Raw genomic sequence first — 21,393 nt, 5'->3', positions numbered from 1 at the left:
AAATACCTCAGGGTTTTGGTGTCCTGATCACGATCAGGCGTTTTTCAGACGCATCGGCGTCATGGTGTACAACTCGTTTAAGAAGCCAATAAGGGGTAAGGTGACAGCTGAGCAGGCAATGTGAAAGCCACGGCGCGTTCATTCAGCCTGCCCGAAGCACACTTCCAGGCAGCCGCCGTCACACTGGCGGGGCCGCTATAGTGGTAGTGTCCAGCATTGAGAGTGAAACAGGTGAGGCCCGACGGCCATCCGGGTGCCTTCGGAATCGACAGCGCACCGTGAGCACTGATATCACAGGCATGATGACCGTTCTGCGGATTGGACATGGTCATGCCGGTCAAGGGAAGGCGCAGCATTGAACCCCCGGTATTATTGCTTTATGGGTTGCAATCGAGCTTAGCCTTGTTCATTTTTTTATACAACAATCCGTTAAAAATAGAAGACAGGCCGCTCTCGCTCAGATTTTACGGCAGCCGCAAACCCGAAAAAATGCCCCAAATAGCAGCAAAAAAGGCTATTCGGTGCAGTTTTAGGGCACATACAGGCTCTATTGACTTCATCATGGCTTTCGGATTGACTGAGATCCGCAATCATTGATGATTGATATTTTTAACAACAAAGGTGTTGCATCATGTCGGTACCCCCGCGTGCCGTTCAGCTTAATGAAGCGAACGCGTTCCTTAAGGAACATCCTGAGGTTCTGTACGTTGACCTTCTGATTGCAGATATGAATGGTGTGGTGCGTGGCAAGCGCATCGAACGCACCAGCCTCCATAAGGTTTACGAGAAAGGCATCAACCTGCCAGCCTCTTTATTTGCTCTGGATATCAATGGCTCCACGGTGGAAAGCACCGGCCTGGGCCTGGACATCGGTGATGCTGACCGAATCTGCTATCCAATCCCCGACACCCTGTGCAACGAGCCTTGGCAGAAGCGCCCCACCGCGCAATTGCTGATGACCATGCACGAACTCGAAGGCGACCCGTTCTTCGCCGACCCGCGCGAAGTGTTGCGCCAGGTCGTGACCAAATTCGACGATCTGGGCCTGACCATCTGCGCCGCGTTCGAACTGGAGTTCTACCTGATCGATCAGGAGAACGTGAACGGTCGTCCACAGCCTCCGCGCTCACCGATTTCCGGCAAACGCCCCCACTCGACCCAGGTCTATCTGATCGACGACCTCGACGAATACGTCGATTGCCTTCAGGACATTCTGGAAGGTGCCAAAGAGCAGGGCATTCCGGCTGACGCCATCGTCAAGGAAAGTGCCCCGGCGCAGTTCGAAGTGAACCTGCACCATGTCGCCGACCCGATCAAGGCGTGCGACTACGCGGTCCTGCTCAAGCGTCTGATCAAGAACATCGCCTACGACCACGAAATGGACACGACCTTCATGGCCAAGCCCTATCCGGGTCAGGCAGGGAATGGTCTGCACGTTCACATCTCGATTCTGGATCGCGATGGCAAGAATATCTTCACCAGCGAGGATCCCGAGCAGAACGCCGCATTACGTCATGCGATCGGCGGTGTGCTCGAGACCCTGCCGGCGCAGATGGCGTTCCTGTGCCCGAACGTCAACTCGTATCGCCGGTTCGGTGCCCAGTTCTACGTACCCAACTCGCCAACCTGGGGCCTGGACAACCGCACGGTTGCCATCCGGGTTCCGACGGGCACGGCAGACGCCGTGCGTATCGAACACCGCGTTGCCGGTGCCGATGCCAACCCGTATCTGCTGATGGCTTCCGTGCTCGCAGGTGTGCACCACGGTCTGACCAACAAGATCGAGCCTGGCGCTCCGGTGGAAGGCAATTCCTACGAGCAGCACGAACAGAGCCTGCCGAACAACCTGCGCGATGCCCTGCGCGAGCTGGACGACAGCGCCGTCATGGCCAAGTACATCGACCCGAAATACATCGATATTTTCGTGGCCTGTAAAGAGAGCGAGCTGGAGGAGTTCGAACACTCCATCTCCGACCTTGAGTACAACTGGTACCTGCACACCGTCTGATCGACGGCCGGGCAACAAAAAACGCCGCAGGCTCTATGAGCTTTGCGGCGTTTTTTATTGCGCAACTGCAAGCCGTTTTCAAGCAGGCCTTACAACCCGCCGACGTGAAACGCCTTTACTTCGAGATACTCATCCAGGCCGTAGCTGGAGCCTTCTCGGCCCAGGCCGGACTGTTTGACGCCGCCAAACGGCGCGACTTCCATCGAGATGATGCCGGTGTTGAGCCCGACCATGCCGAACTCCAGCGCCTCGCCAAAACGCCATGAGCGGCGCAGGTCCTGAGTGAAGTAGTACGCGCCCAGCCCGTACGGCGTGGCGTTGGCCAGCGCCAGCGCCTGGGCTTCGTCAGTGAAGCGCATTAGCGGCGCGACCGGGCCGAAGGTTTCTTCGTTGGCCAGCAGCATGTTGGCGTGCGCGTCCCCCAGCACGGTCGGCTGGACGAATTGCGTGTCGCCTTCAGGAATGCCGCCACACAACAGGGTCGCGCCCTGACTCAAGGCGTCATCGATGTGCCGGGCGACCTTGCCGACGGCTGCCGGGTTGATCAGCGGGCCAATGGTGACGCCCTCTTCCAGACCGTTGCCGACCTTGAGTTTGCCCACCTCCTCCACCAGCCGCGCCGCAAACCGGTCATAGATGCCGTCCTGCACCAGAATCCGGTTGGCGCACACGCAGGTCTGTCCGGCGTTGCGAAACTTGCTGAGCATGATGCCGGTGACTGCCTGTTCAAGGTCAGCATCATCGAACACGATGAACGGCGCGTTACCACCCAGTTCCAGGCTCAGGCGCTTGATGTGTTCGGCGCTCTGGCGCATCAGCAACCGCCCGACTGCGGTCGAGCCGGTGAAGGAAATCTTGCGCACCACCGGGTTGCCGGTCAGTTCTTCACCGATACCGGCGGGCATGCCGGTGACTACATTGAATACGCCTGCGGGAATGCCCACACGCTCGGCCAACACCGCCAGTGCCAGTGCGGACAAAGGCGTCAGGTCCGACGGTTTGACAATGATCGGGCAGCCAGCCGCCAGCGCTGGCGCGCATTTGCGAGTGATCATCGCGTTGGGGAAATTCCACGGTGTGATGGCCGCGCACACGCCTACCGGCTGTTTGAGCGTCATCAGGCGACGGTCCGCGCTGGGCGCAGGAATGGTCTCGCCGTAGGAGCGGCGCGCTTCTTCGGCAAACCATTTGACGAAGCTGGCGCCATAACGGATTTCGCCACGCGACTCGTTCAGCGGCTTGCCCTGCTCAAGGGTCATGATCAGCGCCAGGTCTTCGACGTTTTCCAGCATCGCCTGATGCCAGCGCTCCAGCAACACGGCACGCTCGGCAGCGGGACGGGCGCGCCAGGCGGGCCACGCACGGTCGGCGGCCTCGATGGCGCGGCGGGTTTCAGCGCCTTGCAAGGCCGGAACCCGGGCGATGACCTCGCCGGTCGCCGGGTCAGTGATGTCCAGCGTCGCGCCGTCGTCGGCAACGATCCATTGCCCATCGACATAGGCGCGTTCTACCAGCAGGCTGGGGTCTTTCAAATGGTTCTTGAGCATGGTCGGTCGAGTCCTGTTCCGGGATGACTGCCAGTCTAAGCAGCCATCACAGTCCAGGATGCCGAAAGCAGAGCGCGCGAGCTGCGTGCGATGCTGAATTTTGCGCCCGCACGGCAGCCTCTACTGCTTCAGCGAGCCCAGCAGACTTTGCAGAAAACGCTGACCTGCGTTCATCTGACTTTCCTCGATGAACTCGTCAGGTTTGTGCGCCTGCTCGATGGAGCCCGGTCCGCAGACCACCACGGGTACGTTGAGGCGCCCGGCGAACAAGCCGCCCTCGGTGCCGTAAGAGACCTTGATGTGTTGCGTGCCGGGTTCGGCGAATGCGTGCAGCATGCGCACCGCTTCAACGCTGGGATGGGTCTGCAGCGCCGGGTACTCATTCATGATCTCGATCTCGATGTCGGCCACGCCGGACAACTGCCGAGCCTCGCGCACCAGCACGTCGGCACGCTCGCGCAGTTGCTCGAGCAACTGATCGGGATCATCGCCCGGCAGATTGCGGTATTCGAACTCCAGCGTGCACAGGTTGGGCACGATGTTCAGCGCCTTGCCGCCATCGATACGCCCGATGTGCACCGTGCTGTAGGGAATGTCGTAGCCGTCGTCACGCACGCCCTGCTGCTCGACCCGTGCCTGACTTTTGCGCAGCTCGGCAATGAAGTCGCTGGCCAGATGAATCGCGTTGACCGCACGCGGTGCCAGCGAGGAATGTGCTTCCTGGCCACGGCAATAGGTGCGGTACGAACTCTTGCCTTTGTGACCGACTGCGAACTGCATCAGCGTCGGCTCACCCACTACACACAGAAACGGACGCACAGGCGCCAGATGCAGCACGTCCAGCAGACGCCGCACGCCGACACAGCCGATTTCTTCATCGTGGGACAAGGCCAGTTGCAGCGGGCGCGTCAGGGTCATGTCTGCGGCATCGAGCATGGCGTCTATGGCCAGCGCAATGAAGCCTTTCATGTCACAGGTGCCACGCCCATAGATACGCCCGTCACGCAGCGTCGCTTGAAAAGGAGGCACCGTCCACGCCTGACCGGCGGCAGGTACCACATCGGTGTGCCCGGAGAGCAACACGCCCGGCTGGTCTCGCGGACCAGTGCTGGCAAACAGATTGGCCTTCTTCCCGGTCTCGTCTTTGACGATCATCGACTCGATGCCCTTGGTGGCCAACAGGTCGCGAACATAGTCGATCAACGCCATGTTCGACTCAGAAGACACGGTTTCGAACGCGATCAGACGTTTGAAGATATCCAGTGCACGCGGTGTCATGAAGCTTTACTCGCAAGTCCGGAGAAGGCGGCGAACCGGCGGATATCGAATGGGCTGATCAGCGTGCTGGTGCTGCCGGTGCTGATCAGCTCAGCCATGACATCGCCCACGCCAGGGCCCAGCTGGAAGCCGTGACCACAGAAGCCGAACGCGTAATACAGGCCGTCGACCTTGCCGCTGGGCCCCATGATCGGCAGCGAGTCTGGCGTATAGCTTTCGATGCCGCTCCATACGCGAATGATGTTCAGGTTGCCGACACCAGGTAGCAGACGGCGCATCTGCTGCATGTGGTTGATGAGGCTGTTGGGGTCGAAGTACGCACGGCGGTTGACCATGTCCGGCCTGGTCCGCACGCCACCGCCGATCACGATGTTGCCGCGCGCGATCTGGCGGAAGTAGACCACTTCATGCGGGATTTTGGTGAACACACCAATCACTGTCGGCAGTGCGTACGGCACTGGCTCGGTGACAGACATTTGCGGACCAAAGGTTTCCAGCGGCACCGGCTCGCCGAACTGCGACGAGAGCTTTTCGCCCCAGGCACCGGCAGTGATCAGTAATTGATCAGCGGTGAAAACTCGGCCATCCGTGGTCGTGATCTGAAATTCCTTGCCGACTTTTTCGACGTGCAGCACCTCGGTGCGCTCTTCGATTCGAGCGCCAGCACGTATGGCAGCGCGTGCCCAGGCCGGTGCGGCGAGACGCGGGTTGGCGTGGCCGTCATGTGGCGCGTAGGAGCCGCCTTTCACGTCCGGCCCCAGAAACGGAAAACGTTCGTGCAGTTCCTTGCCACGGTAGACCTTCAGGTCCAGCTCTCGCGCCTGAGGTGCCGCCGCATAGGCGTCGAGCTCTTCGATTTCATCTTCGCGGTAGCAGACCCGCATGTGGCCGCTGGGCAGAAACTCGAGGTCCTCGCCAATCAGCTGTGGCAGTCGCTTCCACAGCGCAAACGAGCGGTTGGCCAATTCCAGCTGATCCAGATGACGACCCTGACGGCGCACGTTGCCGAAATTGACGCCGCTGGCGTACTGGCCGATTACGTCGCGCTCCAGCAGCGTCACCGACTTGCCGCGCTGGCGCAGGAAAAACGAAGACGCAGCGCCCATCACGCCACCGCCGACAATCAGTACATCGACCTTGGGCTGCTTCATGACACCACCTCGTCTGTCATCATCGACAACGGTTTGACCGGGGCCTGACCGCGTTGACGGCCGACCTGCTCGACCGGCACGCCGGATTCGGCAGCGATCACTTCAGCCCCGGCCTGCGAGCAATAACGCCCCTGGCAGCGCCCCATGCCGACACGGCTGAAGGCTTTGGCGCGGTTGACTTCGCAGGCGCCTTTTTCACGCACCACGCCGCGCAGTTCGCCCGCGCTGATCATTTCGCAGCGACAGATGATGGCTTCATCAGGCAGCGCCTTCGCCTGCGCAGAAGGCCACGGAAAGGCTTCCATCAGGCCGACACGAAAACGATCCATGATCGCCAGGTTCTTCCGCACGTTATCCACAAGCCGGTTATCCACAGGCTTGCCCATGTCTGAAAGCAACGCCAGCGCAGCCAGCCGCCCGGCCTGTTCGGCGGCATCGGCTCCGCGAATCTTCGCCCCGTCGCCAGCGGCATACACGCCGGTGACGGAGGTGCGACCATCATCATCGACGGCAAGCACCCATTGACCGGACGCTTCGTCGAAACGCAGTCCGCACCCTGCCAGATCGGCCAGTTGGGTTTCAGGACGCAGGTGATAACCCAGCGCCAGCGCATCGCAATCGACGGTCAGCGCGCTGCCACTGGCCAGACGCACACGCACGCCGCTGACGCCATTCTGTTCGTCACCCAGAATCTCTTCAGGCTGGATGCCGAGATGCACCGGCACCTTGGCGCGATACAGATCGGCCAGCAGTTTCATGCCGTTGAACAGCAGTCCCGGACGTGCAAGCAGCTTGGGCATCGCGCCGATGCGCTTGCTGAACGGCGAGGTATCGAGCACCGCCGCCACATCGGCACCGGCCTTGACGTACTGACTGGCGACCAGATACAGCAACGGGCCGCTGCCCATGAACACCACGCGACTGCCGATGGACACCGACTGCGACTTGAGCGCGATCTGCGAGCCACCCAGGCTGTAGGTCCCGGCCAACTGCCAACCCTTGATCGGCATCAGACGATCCGTGGCCCCGGCACACAGAATCAGCGCGTCGTAATCCACCACCGTGTGCACGCCCTTGCTGACACAGCACAGCTGGCCTGCGGTCAGGTTCCAGGCCAGCGTGTCAGGCCGGTAATCGACCTGGTCGCGCAGGCGGTCGAAACTTTCGTGCAGATCCCGCGCCTTGGCCGCTTCGGTACCGTAGAGCGCCGAGTAATCGCGCTTGAAACCTTCAGGCTGACGACGATAGATCTGCCCGCCGTCACGACGATTCTCATCGATCAGAACCGGCTTGATCCCGGCAGCCAGAAGAGTCTCGGCGCAGCGCGTGCCGGCAGGACCGGCACCGACGATGACGACGCGTGGCCTGTCAGGATGAGCAACGTTCAACCGTGCATGAGTGGCCATTTCGCCTCCGGTTGGGTAGTGACGATATCCAGCCCATCGCGAACTTCGTTGGAGCAGGCGCGCAGGCGTTCGCCGTTTCGGGTCCAGACCCAGCAGTCCTGGCACGCGCCCATCAGGCAGAACCCCGCTCGCCGTCCGGAATCGAACTCGGACTGACGCAACGCAGCACCCTGGGTCAGCAGCGCCACCATCAAGGTGTCGCCCTGCAAGGCCTTGATCGGCGCACCGTCGACCAGCAGATTGACGACCGGCCGATCACGCTCGCCCAGTCTTACAAAACGGCCACTCATGCGTAGGCTCCTACGTTTTCCAGATTCGGATTGTTCTGAATTTCCTGCAGCTCGCCACTGTCGCGATGACAGAGAATTTCGCTGCCGCCAGCAATGTAGCGACGACCCGGCGCGGTCTTGTTACACAAGCCTTCGACGCGGACCGGACAGCGATTGAGAAAGGTGCACAGTTCCGGCATGTTCGCCGGTGCACTGATCGGCGGTAGCTTGCCGTGGGTCAAGCCACAGCTTTCCAGCCAGCCCTGCCGCAGCTCCGGCACCGAATTGACGAGCAAGTCGGTATACGGATGGAACGGTGCCTGGCTGAACGATTCCCGGCTGCCTTCTTCCACCTTATGGCCGCTGTACATCACCACGATGTCATCGCACAGGGCGCGCACCGTGGAGATGTCGTGGCTGATGAACAGGTAGGAAACCCCCAGCTTGCGGCGCAGCTCGCCCAGCAAGCTGAGGATGCAGGCGCCGACCACGGTGTCCAGCGCCGAGGTCACTTCATCGCACAGGATCAGGTCCGGTTTGGCCGCCAGGGCACGGGCCAGGTTGACCCGTTGCTTCTGGCCACCCGACAGTTCATTCGGGCGACGATCGGCCAGATCCAGCGGTAGACGCACCAGATCCATCAGCTCATGGATGCGATCACGCAGGGCCTTGCCCTTGAGGTTGAAATACATTTTCAGCGGCCGGGCCAGAATCGCACTGACGCTGTGCATGGGGTTGAGCGCGGTGTCGGCGTTCTGAAACACCATCTGGATACGCCGGAACTGATCTTCGGTGCGCCCCGCCAGAGTGCCGGACAACTCCTTGCCGTCAAACGTCAGGCTGCCTTTGGCAGGATCGAGCAGACCGGCGACCACACGGGCCAGCGTCGACTTGCCCGAGCCGGATTCGCCGATCACGCCAATGGCCTGGCCACGGCGAACGGTCAGGTCGATGTCTTCCAGCACCCGGATCATCGGCATGCCTTGCAGGTTCTTTTTGCCATAGCCTGCGGTCAGGCCCTTGATGGTCAACAGCGTGCTGTCCTTGACCATGTCGCTGGCCGGCGACATTTTCGCGTCGGGGCGCGCCGCCGCCAGCAGGCTCTGGGTGTACGCGTCTTCCGGTCCTTTGAGCAACGCAGCCGTGCTGCTCTGCTCGATGATCTGTCCGCCGTTGAGCACCACGATCTGGTCGGCCATCTGTGCGACCACCGCCAGATCGTGAGACACATAGACCGCTGTCGCGCCACGGTCCCGCACGACACGCTTGAAGGCGCGCAGTACGTCGATCTGCGTGGTGACGTCCAGTGCGGTGGTCGGCTCGTCGAGTATCACCAACAACGGATCACTGATCAGCGCCATCGCCGCCATGACCCGCTGCAACTGACCGCCCGATACTTGATGCGGGTAACGCTGGCCGATGGTCTCAGGGTTGGGCAGTGCGAGATCACGAAACAGTTCGATGGCTTTTTTCTGCAGCTCTGCGCGGCTCGCCAGACCATGAATCAGCGCGCCCTCGATCACTTGATCGATCAGCTTTTTAGCCGGGTTGAACGCCGCTGCCGCGCTTTGCGCAATGTACGAAACCCGATTGCCGCGCAGGCTTTGCAACTGGCTTTCCGGCAGGCTGAGCATGTCGTGTTCGCCGACCTGCACCACGCCGCCGGCCAGCTTGCAGCCTCGTCGGGCATAGCCCAGCAATGCCAGCGCGATGGTGGTCTTGCCAGAGCCCGACTCGCCGATCAGCGCCAGCACTTCGCCTTTCTCCAGCGAGAAGCTGACACCCTTGACGATCTCCAACGGCCCCTGTTCGGTGTCGGCCACGACACGCAGGTCTTGCACCCGAATCAATTGACTCATATCAGTGCCCTCCCGAGCGTCGGCTGCGCCGTGATGACAGGCGGTCGATAAACAGATTCACACCAATGGTCAGCGAACCGATCGCCAGCGCCGGAATCACGATGGCCGGAGCGCCCTGATTGAGACCGCCGATGTTCTCGCGAACCAGCGACCCCAGGTCAGCGTCCGGTGGCTGCACACCCAGTCCCAGAAAGCTCATGCCGCTGAGCAGCAACACGATGAAGCCGAAACGCAGCCCCAGGTCGGTCAGCACCGGATTGAGCATGTTCGGCAGAATTTCGCGGCAGGCAATATAGAGCCGCCCTTCGCCACGGGTGCGCGCCACTTGCACGTACTCCAGCGCCTCGATATTCACCGCCATGCTGCGTGCAATCCGGAACGCACCCGGCATGTAGCTGAGCACCGCCGTGCACACCAGCAGCGCTTCGGAAGAGCCGAACGCCGAGACCATGATCAGTGCAAGCATTTTGCTGGGAATCGAAATCAGCGCATCCATCAGGCGGCTGATGATTTCGTCCAGCCATTTGGGCGCGACCACCGACAACAGCGCGCAGACGGTGCCGATACCACTGGCCAGCACGGCGGATACCAGCGCCAGGCCGACCGTGAAACGCGCACCGATCAGTACCCGGCTGAGCATGTCACGGCCCAGGTAATCGGTGCCGAACGGAAAGGCCGCGCTTATGTTTTCAAAGACGTTATCGGACACCACTTCGCCGACCGGATGCGGCGCGAGCCAAGGGCCGAAGAGTGCGACCATGAGCCAGAAGAAGCAGACCGAAGCGCCCACCAGGCCCAGCCAGGCGATTTTGCGACGCGCACGCACAGGAGTGGCGGCCGCAGATGTCTCAATGATTGGATTCATTGGTTTCTCAGCCTCGGGTTGGAAAGGATTGCACACAGGTCGGCCAGTAACACCAACCCAAGGTAAGCGGCGCAGAAGAGCATGGTGCAGCCCTGAACCAGCGCCATGTCGCGGTTGGTCACGGCATCGACCATCAGGCTGGCAATGCCTGGGTAGTTGAAGATGGTTTCGACGATCACCACACCGCCCAGCAGATAGGAAAGGCTCAGCGCCACGGCATTGACGATGGGGCCGATGGCGTTGGGCAAGGCATGCTGCAACACGATCCGCACCGGATTCACGCCCTTGAGGCGAGCCATTTCCACATAGGGACTGTCGAGCTGATCGATGACAGCCGCACGGGTCATGCGCGCCATCTGGGCCACGATCACGCAGCACAGGGTCATCACCGGCAGCGCATAGGTGCGGATGAATTGCAGCGGCGTACTGGCATCACCGCCGTAGGACAAGGCGGAGAGCCAGCCCAGTTTGACGGCGAAGATCAGCACCGCCAGGGTGGCAATCAGAAATTCGGGCACTGCCACCAGCGACAGGGTGATGAAATTCAGCGCATTGTCCAGACGCCCGCCCCGGCCCATGGCCGCACCGATGCCCAGCGTCAGCGCGACAGGAACCGACACCAGCGCGGTGGTCGCGGCCAGCATCAGGGTGTTGGGGAAACGCCCGGAAATCAGGTCGGCGACCGGCATCGCGTTGGACACCGACTCACCGAAATTACCGCCCAGCAGGTTCATCAACCACTGCAGATAACGCACCACACCCGGCTGATCAAGGCCCAGCTTCGTACGCAGGGCCGCGACCTGTTCAGGCGTCGCGAACTGCCCAAGTGCCTGCTGCGCCGCATCTCCCGGCAGGACCGCCGTAATGGCGAAGACCACCATGGAGACAATCAACAGGGTTACGATCGCAGCGCCGAGGCGCTGCAGGATCAACCCGAGTGTGTTGCTATTCATCTGCATTCTCCTGCTCGATTCACAGCCGTATTCACGCGTCCAGCCAGACCTGCTCACTGAACATGTAGCCCATGAACCCGCCCAGCGGATTGCTGGAGTAACCCTGAATGCGCTTGTCCACGCCGTCGATGTTGCTGATGAACACCGGGATGCCGATGCCGCAGTTCTGGCTGACCAGTGTCTGCATGTCGCCGTACATTTTGGCGCGCTTGTCGTCATCGGTTTCACCGCGCGCCAGCATCAGCAATTGGTCGAACTGATCGTTTTTCCAGCCCGATTCGTTCCAGGGTGCGGAGGACTGGAAGAACTGCGAGAAGATCACGTCGGCATTCGGACGCGGATTGATGTTGCCGAAGCTCAGCGGGTGCTTCATCCAGTGGTTGGACCAGTAGCCGTCGCTGGGCAGGCGATTGACGTTGAGCGTCAGCCCGGCCTGCTTGGCGGACTGTTGCAACAGCACGGCAATGTCGACCGAACCGGTGGCGGCAGGCGAGGCAGCCACGGCCATGGTGATCTTTTCCATGCCGGCTTTCTTGAGCAGGAACTTCGCCTTTTCCGGATCGTAGGCACGCTGTGGCAGGTCAGCATTGAAGTAACGCGAGCCCGGCGCAATCGGATGGTCATTGCCCACGCGGGCGTAGCCACGGAACACCGCCGACTTGACCTGTTCGCGATCCAGCAGGTACTTCATGGCCTCGGTGAATTCCGGGCTCTTGCCAGGCATCTGGTCCTGACGAATGATCAGGTCAGTGTAATTGCCCGACGGTGCATCGACCACGCGGTGCCCGGCACTGGCGGCAATACGGCTGGTGGAACGAGGATTGACCTCGTTGATCATGTGCACGTCGCCCGACAACAGCGCGTTGACTCGCGATGGCTCGTCGCCGATGGCGATGAACTCGATCTCGTCCAGGTACGGCAGGCCCGGCTTCCAGTAGTTGGCATTACGCACACTGATAGAGCGCACGCCCGGATTGAACTCCTTTACCTTAAACGGGCCGGTACCAATGCCTTTGCTGAAGTCCGTGGTGCCCTCGGGCACGATCAGCAGGTGCGAGACTGCAAGGATCGACGGCAGCTCGGCATTTGGCGAACTGAGGGTGATCTGCACTTCCAGCGGCCCGGTGGCCTTGATTTCGGAAAACTGCGCCATCAACGGCATGACTTTCGAGCCGGTGGCGGGATCCTTGTGGCGCGACAGCGAGAACACCACATCAGCCGCGGTCAGCGACTTGCCGTCGTGGAAGGTCACGTCCTTGCGCAGGGTGATGGTCCAGACAGTAGCGTCCTTGTTGTCGATCTTCTCGGCCAGCTCCATGTGCGGAACCAAATGACTGTCGAAACGGGTCAGACCGTTGTAGAACATGAAGTGACGGACATAGTCGGTGGACAGCGCGCCCTTGGCCGGATCCAGCGTATCGGCCGTGGAACTGGACATGCCCGCCACCCGAATGCGACCGCCCGGCTTGCCTTTGACAGGCGCGGCCTCGTCATCGGCGAAGACTTTCCCGGCGGCGCCGAACAGACTGGTGGAGCCTGCCGCGACCACACCGGCAACGCCCAGCATACGCAGCGCATCACGACGCGAGAGGCCGCGATTGAGACCCTCGAAAACGCGCAGGCTGTCTTCACCTGTGATCAGCGGGGAATCGTTTTTCTTGTCAGCCATATCAGTTCTACCTGTCGAAAAAGGGAAATTCCGAGTTGCTCACGGTTGACCGGAGCGTCCTTAACACACGCGACGACGGTGAAACACAACACTCAGTGACGACTGTCCTGATAGCGGTAATAAGCGCCCACCAACGGCAGGAACCACGGTTTGCCAAAGTGGCCTGGAATGGCTGGCCAGCTCAGATCCTTCCAGGGATTGGCGTGCGCCTTGCCTTCCATGACATCCGCCATGACCTGCCCCATGTGCACCGACATCTGCACGCCATGGCCGCTGTAGCCCATCGAGTAGAAAACGCCGTCGTGCTCGCCTGCACGCGGCAGACGATCGGACGTCATGTCCACCAGACCGCCCCAGCAGTAGTCGACTTTCACCTGCGCCAGTTGCGGAAACATCTGCACCATGGCCGCGTGCAGCACTTTGCCGCTCTTGGCGTCGGAGCTGCTGTTGGACATGGCGAAACGGGCGCGCCCGCCGAACAGCAACCGGTTATCCGGGGTGAGGCGGAAATAATTGCCGATCAAACGGCTGGTGACGTAAGCACGCTGGTTGGGGAACAACTGGTCGATCAATGCCTGAGGCAGCACTTCGGTGGCGATCACGAAACTGCCGACCGGGACGATGCGGCGGCGATACCAGCCCAACCCACCGTGCTGGCAGGCACCCGTTGCGAGGAAGACTTGCCTGGCCTGCATCGAGCCTTTCGAGGTGTTGACCACAAACCCGTTGCGATTGGCCTTCCAGCCCTTCACCGTCGTGTCCTGATAGATTCGCGCACCGTGACGCGCCGCCGCGTCGGCAAGGCCCAGGCCAAAGCGACCGACGTGGATCTGTATGCCATTGCGCTGCAAAAGACCGCCGTGAAACGCGTCCGAGCCGATTTCGGAGCGAATGTCCTGTGCCGACAGCAACTCGACATCGGCATCGACTTCGCGACGGATCAGCTCGCAAGTGCGCGCCAGTCCTTCGTAATGACCCGGCTTGGCCGCCAGCTTCAATTTGCCGTTGCGTTTGATGTCGCAGGCGATGTTTTCCTGCTCGATGACGCTGACGACGCTCTGCACCGCGCTTTCGTACGCTTTGTAATAGTCGCGGGCCTGGTCGGCCCCCAATGTGGCGCTCAGGGAGGCGTAGTCCTGCGCCACACCGGTGTTGCACTGCCCACCATTACGTCCGGAGGCTTCGCCGATCACGCGGCCTGCATCCAGAACCACCACGCTGGCACCTTTCAAGGCCAATGCACGCGCAGCCGAGAGCCCGGTGAACCCGCCACCGACAACCACTACGTCAGCCTGCCCTTCCACCGCGCCAGCCTGCGCGCCGGTGAAATCTGGAGCCGTATCGAGCCAGTAGGACTCACTGCGCATCTTGTTCCCCTTGTCACTCATGAAAGAGCACCCTGAAAAATGCCGTAGTGCGTGACCGGCTTACAGGCCGACCAGTCCTGCCAGACCGCCGATGTCAGGAATCTGGTGATAGTTGAAGGAGCTGTGCGCAGGCTGTTCGTGACCGCGAGCCACGAAGGCCTTGTTCTTGATTTTCATGTCGTGCGCCGAGAACAGGTCGTAGCGGAAGCTGGAAGACACGTGCAGCACGTCTTCAGGACCGCAGCCGAGGTTGTCGAGCATGAATTCGAAAGCGGCCAGGCGCGGCTTGTAGACCTTGGCTTGATCGGCGGTGAATACCTTGTGGAACGGTGCGCCCAGCTTCTCGACGTTGGACATGATCTGGCTGTCGCTGGCGTTGGAGAAAATCACCAGCGGAATCTTGTCGGCGATCTTCGACAGGCCGGCCGGTACATCGGCATGCGGACCCCAGGTCGGCACGGCGTCGTAATACAACTGACCTTCACCACGGTATTCAACGTTCCAGCGCTTGCAGACCCGCGACAGCGACTCCTTGAGAATTTCGTCGTACGGCATCCAGTCGCCCATGACCTGATCCAGCCGATACGCCGAGAAGTCCTTCACGAACTGATCCATCTGCTCGGCCGGAACACGGTCGGCAAAAATCTCGCGCGTCATGGTGCCCATGTGGAAATTGGTCAACGTGCCGTAGCAGTCGAACGTAATGAATTTTGGTCGAAGAAAGCTCATTGTGTGCGGTCCTGAAAGTTCGTTGAGGTCATGGCATGACGAGCAGTTTGCGGCACCGTTGCAAGGGCCGTGATGCACGCTGCAGCACACCCTCATTACAACACCGTGAAATCAGCAGATGGCGTTAAAAGTGCTGGCTGCTTGATAGAAAGCACCGTTTTGAGGTGCGCGCTCAGCAGACTTTGCGGGGCGCTCCAGCCTTGGGCAAACCCCGGTTTCTGGCGCTTTTTTGACCCTTTTCAGGGCGCTCGCGCTCAAACACGCGGCTTTGCACCGCAGATACTGCGCCTGTGCGAACGCGTCTGCTCAGCACAATCCACTGTCTGGACAAAGGGTCGATTCGCGCAGCTATATAAGGCAGAAAAACTGCCGAAAAGCCTCAAGCATTTGCTGCCGGACCCGCGCCCGATTTAAGCAGTAACTGTGGTCTGGCTAGCTGCCAGTCGCGAAATCTACCGAATGCTTGCAGCCCTCTTGTCACCCTGTCGCGCAGGTGGGATACAACAAGCCTGCCGCATCCTTTTATACCCCTGTGCATCCTTCTGGAGGGAGACACATCATGCTCGCCCAGCAACGCCTCGACTTTGAATACCGCCCGATGACCGCCGACGACGTGGCCAACGCCCACGAACTGTCCATCGCCCTGAAATGGCCGCACCGACTCGAAGATTGGGCCATGCTCCAGCGGGTTGCCCAAGGCTTCGTCGCCCTGCATAACGGTCGCCTGATCGGCAGCGCCTTTGCCTGTCATCAGGGCGAGTTCTCGACGATAGGCCTGGTGATCGTCAGCGACGACTATCAAGGCAAGGGCATCGGTCGCAAGTTGATGGAAATGGCTGTGGGCAGCGTTCCACCGCGCACCGCCATTCTCAACGCCACGCTCGCCGGCGCGCCGTTGTACGCCAAGATGGGCTTTGTCAGCTTCGGCGAGGTTCAGCAACGCCAGGGTCAGGCGCAACTGCCCGAACCGACGGCCTTGAAAGCGGGTGAGCAGTGCCGCTCGCTGACCGAAGCCGATCACGCCCGGATTGTCGAGTTGGCCAACGCAGGCACCGGCCTGGATCGCTCGGCGGTTTTGAGCGATGTCTTCGGCAACCTCGAACATGCGGTGGGCGTCGAGCGCGATGGCGGGTTGCAGGCGGTGGCACTGATGCGCCCGTTTGGTCGCGGCCTGTGCATCGGCCCGGTGATCGCCGAGAACGCGGAACAGGCCAGGCATATGATCGAACAACTGATGGCGAAAGTGCCTTATGCCTTCGTACGCATTGATGTTCCAAGCGATGGCGGGCTGGTGGACTGGCTGGAAGCAGCAGGCCTGAAACGCGTCGATGCGGTGGCCTGCATGAGCATGGGTGCCGTTCCGCAGCCCAGCCAAGGCGTGCGCCAGTTCGCATTGATTACCCAGGCGATCGGTTAAGGGTTGCGTCACTTCTCACTGACACAGCGTTTACCTCGCTGCCAACAAACAGCCGCAGCAGCGCTGCCTGCCCGCGATGGCGTGTTCACAGTCGATTTTCAGTGGCTGAGCCATCGCCATTGCGGGCAAGCGCGGTCACGCGGCTCACGTGTGCTTTCAGTTGCTCACCTGCCGTTCGCGATTACGCCCGGCTGAAGACTCAAGAGATCATTCCATGCCACAACCTTCCGTACTTTTGCTCGCCCGCGCCGATCACAGCCCTGTCGACACCGAATTCACAACCGGCCCGCTCGACGCCAACGATCCATTCACCGAGGGTCGCCGCACCGCCTTTTTGGATGAAGCCGACATTGCCGCCGGCATCGTTCACTTTGGCAACTCGTTGTCGGTCGACGCTTATCCCTACACCGAGATGCTGGTCGTGCATCGCGGCGCCGTTACGCTGAGTTCAGATGCCGACAACGTCACGATTCGCACCGGCGAAAGCGCGGTCATCGGTCGTGGCACCCGGTTGCGTATCGAGGCGCAGCCGGACAGCCTCTGGGCCTTTTGCGCTGCCACTCAGGCGACCGGCCCGGACAAGCCTGGCATCACGCATCTGGATCGCCTGGCGATGCTCACGCCGTCCTCCCCGCCGGACCCGGCGATCATGATCAGCGCGCTGCCGCAGTGCCGCAGCAACAACCTCTTCGAAGACACTGCAAGCACCCTGCGCATCGGCGTCTGGGATTCCACACCTTACGAGCGCATATCACGCCCGCACCGGATCCACGAGCTGATGAACCTGATCGAAGGCAGCGTGACGCTGGGCATCGAAGACGGCGCAGCAGTGGTCGTCAAACCCGGTGACACCGTTTTCGTCGCACAAGGCGCGCCCTGCAAATGGACCAGCACCGGATATGTGCGCAAGTTCTATGCAGTGACATGAGGTGCCAGCCGCACCCTTGCGCTATACGGGGTGCGGCCAGTCGGTGAACACGCAACGCTCGCCAGCGCAGTTAATAGGTGATGCAAGTTCGATACAAGCATAAATAGGTTACTTCGCTGTTTATTTAAACAACCCCCAACACCCCATTGCTTTCCCTGCCAGACTTTGATTAAACGTCTGGTAGCGGATAACAGCGACTGCCCTTTATCGTCCTGAAACGCCTTAATCCAGAGCATTCATACACTGAGCGTGAACACTCAACACACCCATTGACTGGAAGTTACCTATTCGATCGGCGCTTAACTTGCGCAACTTTTCTACTCAACTATCACATCGAAATCCAAACGTAATCAGTCGGCGCCGGACAAGCATTGCGGCGAGCCGACTGCTGCTTAAACCATTGTAAACAACATGAAGTTAATCATTTAATTTAAGGACCTGTCCATGAAAACCAATCATATTGCACTGACCTTTCTCGCCTTGGCGACATTAGGCGCAACCGTTACAGTACAGGCGGGACCGCCGGTTACGGTGACGTTCAAGAATTTGGGGACGGAGCAAGCCGACTATACCGTCGTGACTCGCAATGAAAGTTCCACACAGATGAATGCAAGGAGCCCCATCAGGCCGGCGGTCAGACCTGGCGAGTCAGATACCTATCACGTACAAAGCACCCTTTCACCGGACACGAGCTACGCAAGTGTCAGGTATGTGATGGGATCAAAAGTCTGTGTATTTTCCACCACGTTCATGAAACTGCCGGGTGCGGGAGGCGCTAAAATCCCGAAGTGGAATCGCACGGCAGCCTCTGAGGGCGCTGCAGTCTGCACCGCCACCTCACGCGCCACTAACCTTTCCACCTACGCGTGGGCTGCCGAGTTCACGATGAAATAAAAACAAGCAGGCGCGTCGCTATCCGACGCGCCTGCCTTGGGCAGGTTAAAGTTCACCTACGCAGTGCCGATACAGTTTACGCAGATAGCGCCATGGACCGGCTACCACCGCGAGGACGCGATCATGATAGACGCTCAACTTTCCCCTACGATTATCAGCATTACACCCGCAGCGGCAGCCAACGCTGTTTCCCGGACAGACAACAACATCAAAACCAAAGCACCTGAGCCCGAAGGTAACAGTTCGAAGGGCACGACGCTCTCCGGTTTTGCCAGACAACTCAATCAACGCGCACTACGCGCCAGCTCCCGTGAAGCCCGTCTGGGTACCAAAGAGCTGGCCACACTCGCAAGATCCGTCATCGACAAATTGACCGACAGCAACGACCGCAAGAACAAAGCATTACACGACGCTGAGGTCCCGGACACTCAGGATTCCAGCCTGCTGGAAAGAGCGAAGCAGGCCACGCGATTCACGAATGGATTAGGATCTAATCCATTCGCAGGTCTTTCGCAAGATACCTTGGCATTGATCATCTATGACGAAAGTGGCGATTTCACGCTCAACGAGCGAAAGGCTGCGTTTAAAGAAAGCTACTACCAGCAAGAAGCCTGGAACGTTTTAATGTGCCAGCGCTATGTTGATGAATATAACGAAACCGGCAAGAGCACCCAGACGCTGTTCATGATCCTCGCCCAGTACAACGACCTTCCACCCCATACAAAAAGCACTATACCCGGCCTTTACCCCGCCACAGTTCGGCACTGGCGCTTTTCAATAGCCTTAAAAGCCGGTCAACAGCGCCTCAGTTGCCCAGCCCCAGCACGTAGAACTTGCTGTCCTCTTCGCTAAAGCCATGCTTTCAGAGAAGCGTTGTGCGGCGAGGAGTATATCGGCGGCGCTCAGAGAGCAGAAACGTCACGTATAACGCCACGGATTGGCTGTCCACGCGAGGACGCAACATGATGAATATCCCGTCTATTCAGACCGCCAAGGTCCATCAAACGACCAGGTCAGCGGCCCCGGCTGCCGATGCCACACCCGTGGAAAAACCGGCCTCAAAACCGACCAATCGGGACGGCGTTGCCTTATCGGCACTGGCAAGACAATTGAACGAAAGCGCGGTGCGTGCTCAGTCCCGCGATGCGAGCCTTGGCTTCAAAGAATTGGGCATTCTGGCGAAAGACATTATCGACAGAATCGCCGGGACCGGTTTTCACTCCAATCGTGAACGGCACGATGCCGAAGTGCCCGATACGGACGATCCCGCACTGCTCGAAAGAGCCCGCCAGGCCACTCTGTTCGAGCGCGGTTCAGGAAAAAATCCATTCGCTGGCCTGTCGCCGGATCAACTCAGGCTGATCATGTACGACGAGAGTGGCAATTTCACGATCAATGAAAGAAGAGCCGCGTTCGACGAGGAATATTCGCAAGATCAGGCCTGGAAGCTGGTCATGATTCAACGTTACATGGATGAGTACAACGAAACGGGCAAAGGTACACAGACCTTGTTCATGATTCTCGCCCATTACAACGACCTTCCGCCTATAGAAAAAGCGCAATACCCGACCCACTACGTGGCCAACCTGACCTCGGGCGACAGTTCAGCACTGGCGCTTTTCAATAGCCTTAAAATCCGGTCAACAGCGCCTCAGTTGCCCAGCCCCAGCACGTAGAACTTGCTGTCCACTTCGCTGAAACCATTTTTTGGAGAAGCGGTGTGCGGCGAGGAATGTATCGGCTGTGCCCAGAAAGCAGAAACGTAACGCATAACGCCACGGATTGGCTGTCCACGCGAGGACGCAACATGATGAATATCCCGTCTATTCAAACCGCCACGGTCCATCAAACGGCCAAGTCAGCGGCCCCTGCCAATGCCACACCCGTGGAAAAACCGGCCTCAAAACCGACCAATCGGGACGGCGTTGCCTTATCGGCACTGGCGAGACAATTGAATGAAAGCGCAGTGCGTGCTCAGTCCCGCGATGCGAGCCTTGGCTTCAAAGAATTGGGCACCCTGGCGAAAGACATCATCGACAGAATCGCCGGGAGTGGTTTTTACGCCAATCGTGAGCGGCACGATGCTGAAGTGCCCGATACAGACGACCCCGTGCTGCTCGAAAGAGCCCGTCAGGCCACTCTGTTCGAGCGCGGTTCAGGAAAAAATCCATTCGCAGGCCTCTCTCCGGATCAACTCAGGCTGATCATGTATGACGAGAGTGGCAGTTTCACGATCAATGAAAGAAGCGCGGCGTTTGACGAAGAATATTCGCAAGATCAGGCCTGGAAGCGCGTCATGATTCAACGTTACATGGATGAGTACAACGAAACGGGCAAGGGTACACAGACCTTGTTCATGATCCTCGCCCATTACAACGACCTTCCGCCCATAGAAAAAGCGCAATACCCGGCCTTTTACCCCGCCAATCTGACCTCGGGCGACAGTGCAGCACTGGCGCTTTTCAATGGCCTTAAAAGCCGGTCAACAGCGCCTCAGTTGCCCAGCCCCAGCACATAGAACTTGCTGTCCACCGCCATGACCGGAAAGCTTTCGGGCAGACTTTCCCTGGCCACTTCGCTAAAACCGTGCTTCTCATAGAAGCGGTGCGCGGCGAGGAATTTGTCGGTGGTGCCCAGAAAGATTCTCTTTACACCTCTGCCTCGGGCGTCGTCGATCAGACGATTCAGCAGTCGGGCGGCCACCGAATGTTCACGTCCGCGAAATGGCGCGGCGACGAACATCTTGCGCAACGCCGCCTGACCGGCACCAATGTCCTTGAGACCGATGGTGCCCACTACCTGCTCGCCATGTCGGGCTACCCAGAAGTCTCCGGTGCCTGTCTGGTAGAAGCCGGGAATGGCGTTGAGGTCCGGCTGGTCATTAGCCGTGATGGCGATGTCGAACTCTTCACGCTGGATGGGCAGAATCACGTCGACCACGCCCTGCTGGTCTTGAGGCTCGAAACGCTTGATCAAAATATCGGTCGGGTTCAAAACGCAGCTCCTTGTCGTCATCTGAAACAGGAAAGCAGTATCCCGGACAAGCAAACGCC

At 59.7% G+C, this 21,393-nt stretch carries 20 protein-coding genes; 8 read left to right on the top strand and 12 right to left on the bottom strand.

The features are described 5' to 3' along the window. The first annotated feature begins 324 nt into the window (after positions 1 to 324). On the top strand, positions 325 to 597 hold the full coding sequence (locus tag BZK31_RS23520; RefSeq protein ID WP_083185688.1) for a hypothetical protein: 273 nt from the start codon (positions 325 to 327) through the stop codon (positions 595 to 597). Positions 598 to 631: 34 nt separating this feature from the next. Continuing rightward, complete coding sequence (locus tag BZK31_RS23515) at positions 632 to 2,008, top strand: glutamine synthetase family protein (RefSeq protein ID WP_083185687.1); 1,377 nt, start codon at positions 632 to 634, stop codon at positions 2,006 to 2,008. Positions 2,009 to 2,097: 89 nt separating this feature from the next. Here BZK31_RS23515 and BZK31_RS23510 read toward each other — a convergent pair whose 3' ends face one another. From BZK31_RS23510 to BZK31_RS23460, 11 genes are all read right to left on the bottom strand, one after another. Then, positions 2,098 to 3,555, bottom strand: a complete 1,458-nt coding sequence (locus tag BZK31_RS23510) for an NAD-dependent succinate-semialdehyde dehydrogenase (protein WP_083185686.1) — start codon at positions 3,553 to 3,555, stop codon at positions 2,098 to 2,100. A 120-nt stretch (positions 3,556 to 3,675) separates the two neighbouring features. Next, positions 3,676 to 4,833, bottom strand: coding sequence for an acetylornithine deacetylase (argE, locus tag BZK31_RS23505; RefSeq protein WP_083185685.1), 1,158 nt, complete (start codon positions 4,831 to 4,833; stop codon positions 3,676 to 3,678). After that, positions 4,830 to 5,984: an NAD(P)/FAD-dependent oxidoreductase gene (locus BZK31_RS23500; protein WP_083185684.1), complete on the bottom strand. Its 1,155-nt coding sequence runs from the start codon at positions 5,982 to 5,984 to the stop codon at positions 4,830 to 4,832. The genes argE and BZK31_RS23500 overlap by 4 nt, the downstream gene beginning before the upstream one ends. After that, a complete protein-coding gene (locus BZK31_RS23495) occupies positions 5,981 to 7,390 on the bottom strand; it encodes an FAD/NAD(P)-dependent oxidoreductase (RefSeq protein ID WP_083185683.1) in 1,410 nt (469 codons plus the stop codon). The genes BZK31_RS23500 and BZK31_RS23495 overlap by 4 nt, the downstream gene beginning before the upstream one ends. Further along, complete coding sequence (locus BZK31_RS23490) at positions 7,369 to 7,680, bottom strand: (2Fe-2S)-binding protein (protein WP_083185682.1); 312 nt, start codon at positions 7,678 to 7,680, stop codon at positions 7,369 to 7,371. The genes BZK31_RS23495 and BZK31_RS23490 overlap by 22 nt, the downstream gene beginning before the upstream one ends. Beyond that, positions 7,677 to 9,518: an ABC transporter ATP-binding protein gene (locus BZK31_RS23485; RefSeq protein ID WP_083185681.1), complete on the bottom strand. Its 1,842-nt coding sequence runs from the start codon at positions 9,516 to 9,518 to the stop codon at positions 7,677 to 7,679. Before BZK31_RS23485 ends, BZK31_RS23490 begins: the two co-directional genes overlap by 4 nt. 1 nt (position 9,519) lies before the next feature. Next, complete coding sequence (locus tag BZK31_RS23480; RefSeq protein WP_083185680.1) at positions 9,520 to 10,383, bottom strand: ABC transporter permease; 864 nt, start codon at positions 10,381 to 10,383, stop codon at positions 9,520 to 9,522. Further along, on the bottom strand, positions 10,380 to 11,336 hold the full coding sequence (locus BZK31_RS23475) for an ABC transporter permease (RefSeq protein WP_083185679.1): 957 nt from the start codon (positions 11,334 to 11,336) through the stop codon (positions 10,380 to 10,382). Before BZK31_RS23475 ends, BZK31_RS23480 begins: the two co-directional genes overlap by 4 nt. A gap of 31 nt (positions 11,337 to 11,367) precedes the next feature. Next, complete coding sequence (locus BZK31_RS23470; RefSeq protein WP_083185678.1) at positions 11,368 to 13,005, bottom strand: ABC transporter substrate-binding protein; 1,638 nt, start codon at positions 13,003 to 13,005, stop codon at positions 11,368 to 11,370. A 92-nt stretch (positions 13,006 to 13,097) separates the two neighbouring features. After that, positions 13,098 to 14,372 carry an NAD(P)/FAD-dependent oxidoreductase gene (locus BZK31_RS23465; protein ID WP_083185730.1) on the bottom strand — a complete coding sequence of 425 codons (1,275 nt, stop codon included), beginning with the start codon at positions 14,370 to 14,372 and terminating at the stop codon, positions 13,098 to 13,100. Positions 14,373 to 14,432: 60 nt separating this feature from the next. Beyond that, complete coding sequence (locus tag BZK31_RS23460) at positions 14,433 to 15,101, bottom strand: haloacid dehalogenase type II (protein ID WP_083185677.1); 669 nt, start codon at positions 15,099 to 15,101, stop codon at positions 14,433 to 14,435. Positions 15,102 to 15,660: 559 nt separating this feature from the next. On the opposite strand from BZK31_RS23460, the gene BZK31_RS23450 reads away from it, so the two are divergent. From BZK31_RS23450 to BZK31_RS23425, 6 genes are all read left to right on the top strand, one after another. Beyond that, a complete protein-coding gene (locus BZK31_RS23450; protein ID WP_083185676.1) occupies positions 15,661 to 16,518 on the top strand; it encodes a GNAT family N-acetyltransferase in 858 nt (285 codons plus the stop codon). A gap of 214 nt (positions 16,519 to 16,732) precedes the next feature. Next, positions 16,733 to 17,446 (top strand): cupin domain-containing protein, encoded by a 714-nt coding sequence (locus tag BZK31_RS23445; protein WP_083185675.1) that lies wholly within the window; start codon positions 16,733 to 16,735, stop codon positions 17,444 to 17,446. 444 nt (positions 17,447 to 17,890) lie between these two features. Continuing rightward, positions 17,891 to 18,340: a hypothetical protein gene (locus tag BZK31_RS23440; RefSeq protein WP_083185674.1), complete on the top strand. Its 450-nt coding sequence runs from the start codon at positions 17,891 to 17,893 to the stop codon at positions 18,338 to 18,340. 123 nt (positions 18,341 to 18,463) lie between these two features. Then, positions 18,464 to 19,192, top strand: a complete 729-nt coding sequence (locus tag BZK31_RS23435) for a hypothetical protein (RefSeq protein WP_157900782.1) — start codon at positions 18,464 to 18,466, stop codon at positions 19,190 to 19,192. 110 nt (positions 19,193 to 19,302) lie between these two features. Further along, entirely contained in the window at positions 19,303 to 20,016 is a 714-nt protein-coding gene (locus tag BZK31_RS23430; RefSeq protein ID WP_083185673.1) for a hypothetical protein, read from the top strand. Positions 20,017 to 20,147: 131 nt separating this feature from the next. Next, positions 20,148 to 20,858, top strand: coding sequence for a hypothetical protein (locus BZK31_RS23425; RefSeq protein ID WP_083185672.1), 711 nt, complete (start codon positions 20,148 to 20,150; stop codon positions 20,856 to 20,858). Here the strand turns inward: BZK31_RS23425 and BZK31_RS23420 are convergent. Further along, positions 20,834 to 21,355, bottom strand: coding sequence for a GNAT family N-acetyltransferase (locus BZK31_RS23420; RefSeq protein ID WP_415639676.1), 522 nt, complete (start codon positions 21,353 to 21,355; stop codon positions 20,834 to 20,836). The two genes, BZK31_RS23425 and BZK31_RS23420, sit on opposite strands and share 25 nt — an antisense overlap. Positions 21,356 to 21,393 lie beyond the last annotated feature (38 nt).

It is taken from the genome of Pseudomonas floridensis, from assembly GCF_002087235.1.
GTDB lineage: Bacteria > Pseudomonadota > Gammaproteobacteria > Pseudomonadales > Pseudomonadaceae > Aquipseudomonas > Aquipseudomonas floridensis.
This window is presented reverse-complemented; position numbering and strand designations above follow the sequence as displayed.

What these genes read in the sequence shown, in the direction of transcription:
- BZK31_RS23435 (WP_157900782.1), top strand. Translation starts at nt 18,464, where the DNA reads ATGATAGACGCTCAACTTTCCCCTACGATTATCAGCATTACACCCGCA.
- BZK31_RS23465 (WP_083185730.1), bottom strand. Translation starts at nt 14,372, where the DNA reads ATGCGCAGTGAGTCCTACTGGCTCGATACGGCTCCAGATTTCACCGGC.
- argE (WP_083185685.1), bottom strand. Translation starts at nt 4,833, where the DNA reads ATGACACCGCGTGCACTGGATATCTTCAAACGTCTGATCGCGTTCGAA.
- BZK31_RS23430 (WP_083185673.1), top strand. Translation starts at nt 19,303, where the DNA reads ATGATGAATATCCCGTCTATTCAGACCGCCAAGGTCCATCAAACGACC.
- BZK31_RS23425 (WP_083185672.1), top strand. Translation starts at nt 20,148, where the DNA reads ATGATGAATATCCCGTCTATTCAAACCGCCACGGTCCATCAAACGGCC.
- BZK31_RS23450 (WP_083185676.1), top strand. Translation starts at nt 15,661, where the DNA reads ATGCTCGCCCAGCAACGCCTCGACTTTGAATACCGCCCGATGACCGCC.
- BZK31_RS23515 (WP_083185687.1), top strand. Translation starts at nt 632, where the DNA reads ATGTCGGTACCCCCGCGTGCCGTTCAGCTTAATGAAGCGAACGCGTTC.
- BZK31_RS23495 (WP_083185683.1), bottom strand. Translation starts at nt 7,390, where the DNA reads ATGGCCACTCATGCACGGTTGAACGTTGCTCATCCTGACAGGCCACGC.
- BZK31_RS23475 (WP_083185679.1), bottom strand. Translation starts at nt 11,336, where the DNA reads ATGAATAGCAACACACTCGGGTTGATCCTGCAGCGCCTCGGCGCTGCG.
- BZK31_RS23480 (WP_083185680.1), bottom strand. Translation starts at nt 10,383, where the DNA reads ATGAATCCAATCATTGAGACATCTGCGGCCGCCACTCCTGTGCGTGCG.
- BZK31_RS23510 (WP_083185686.1), bottom strand. Translation starts at nt 3,555, where the DNA reads ATGCTCAAGAACCATTTGAAAGACCCCAGCCTGCTGGTAGAACGCGCC.
- BZK31_RS23520 (WP_083185688.1), top strand. Translation starts at nt 325, where the DNA reads ATGGTCATGCCGGTCAAGGGAAGGCGCAGCATTGAACCCCCGGTATTA.
- BZK31_RS23460 (WP_083185677.1), bottom strand. Translation starts at nt 15,101, where the DNA reads ATGAGCTTTCTTCGACCAAAATTCATTACGTTCGACTGCTACGGCACG.
- BZK31_RS23485 (WP_083185681.1), bottom strand. Translation starts at nt 9,518, where the DNA reads ATGAGTCAATTGATTCGGGTGCAAGACCTGCGTGTCGTGGCCGACACC.
- BZK31_RS23440 (WP_083185674.1), top strand. Translation starts at nt 17,891, where the DNA reads ATGAAAACCAATCATATTGCACTGACCTTTCTCGCCTTGGCGACATTA.
- BZK31_RS23490 (WP_083185682.1), bottom strand. Translation starts at nt 7,680, where the DNA reads ATGAGTGGCCGTTTTGTAAGACTGGGCGAGCGTGATCGGCCGGTCGTC.
- BZK31_RS23420 (WP_415639676.1), bottom strand. Translation starts at nt 21,355, where the DNA reads ATGACGACAAGGAGCTGCGTTTTGAACCCGACCGATATTTTGATCAAG.
- BZK31_RS23445 (WP_083185675.1), top strand. Translation starts at nt 16,733, where the DNA reads ATGCCACAACCTTCCGTACTTTTGCTCGCCCGCGCCGATCACAGCCCT.
- BZK31_RS23470 (WP_083185678.1), bottom strand. Translation starts at nt 13,005, where the DNA reads ATGGCTGACAAGAAAAACGATTCCCCGCTGATCACAGGTGAAGACAGC.
- BZK31_RS23500 (WP_083185684.1), bottom strand. Translation starts at nt 5,984, where the DNA reads ATGAAGCAGCCCAAGGTCGATGTACTGATTGTCGGCGGTGGCGTGATG.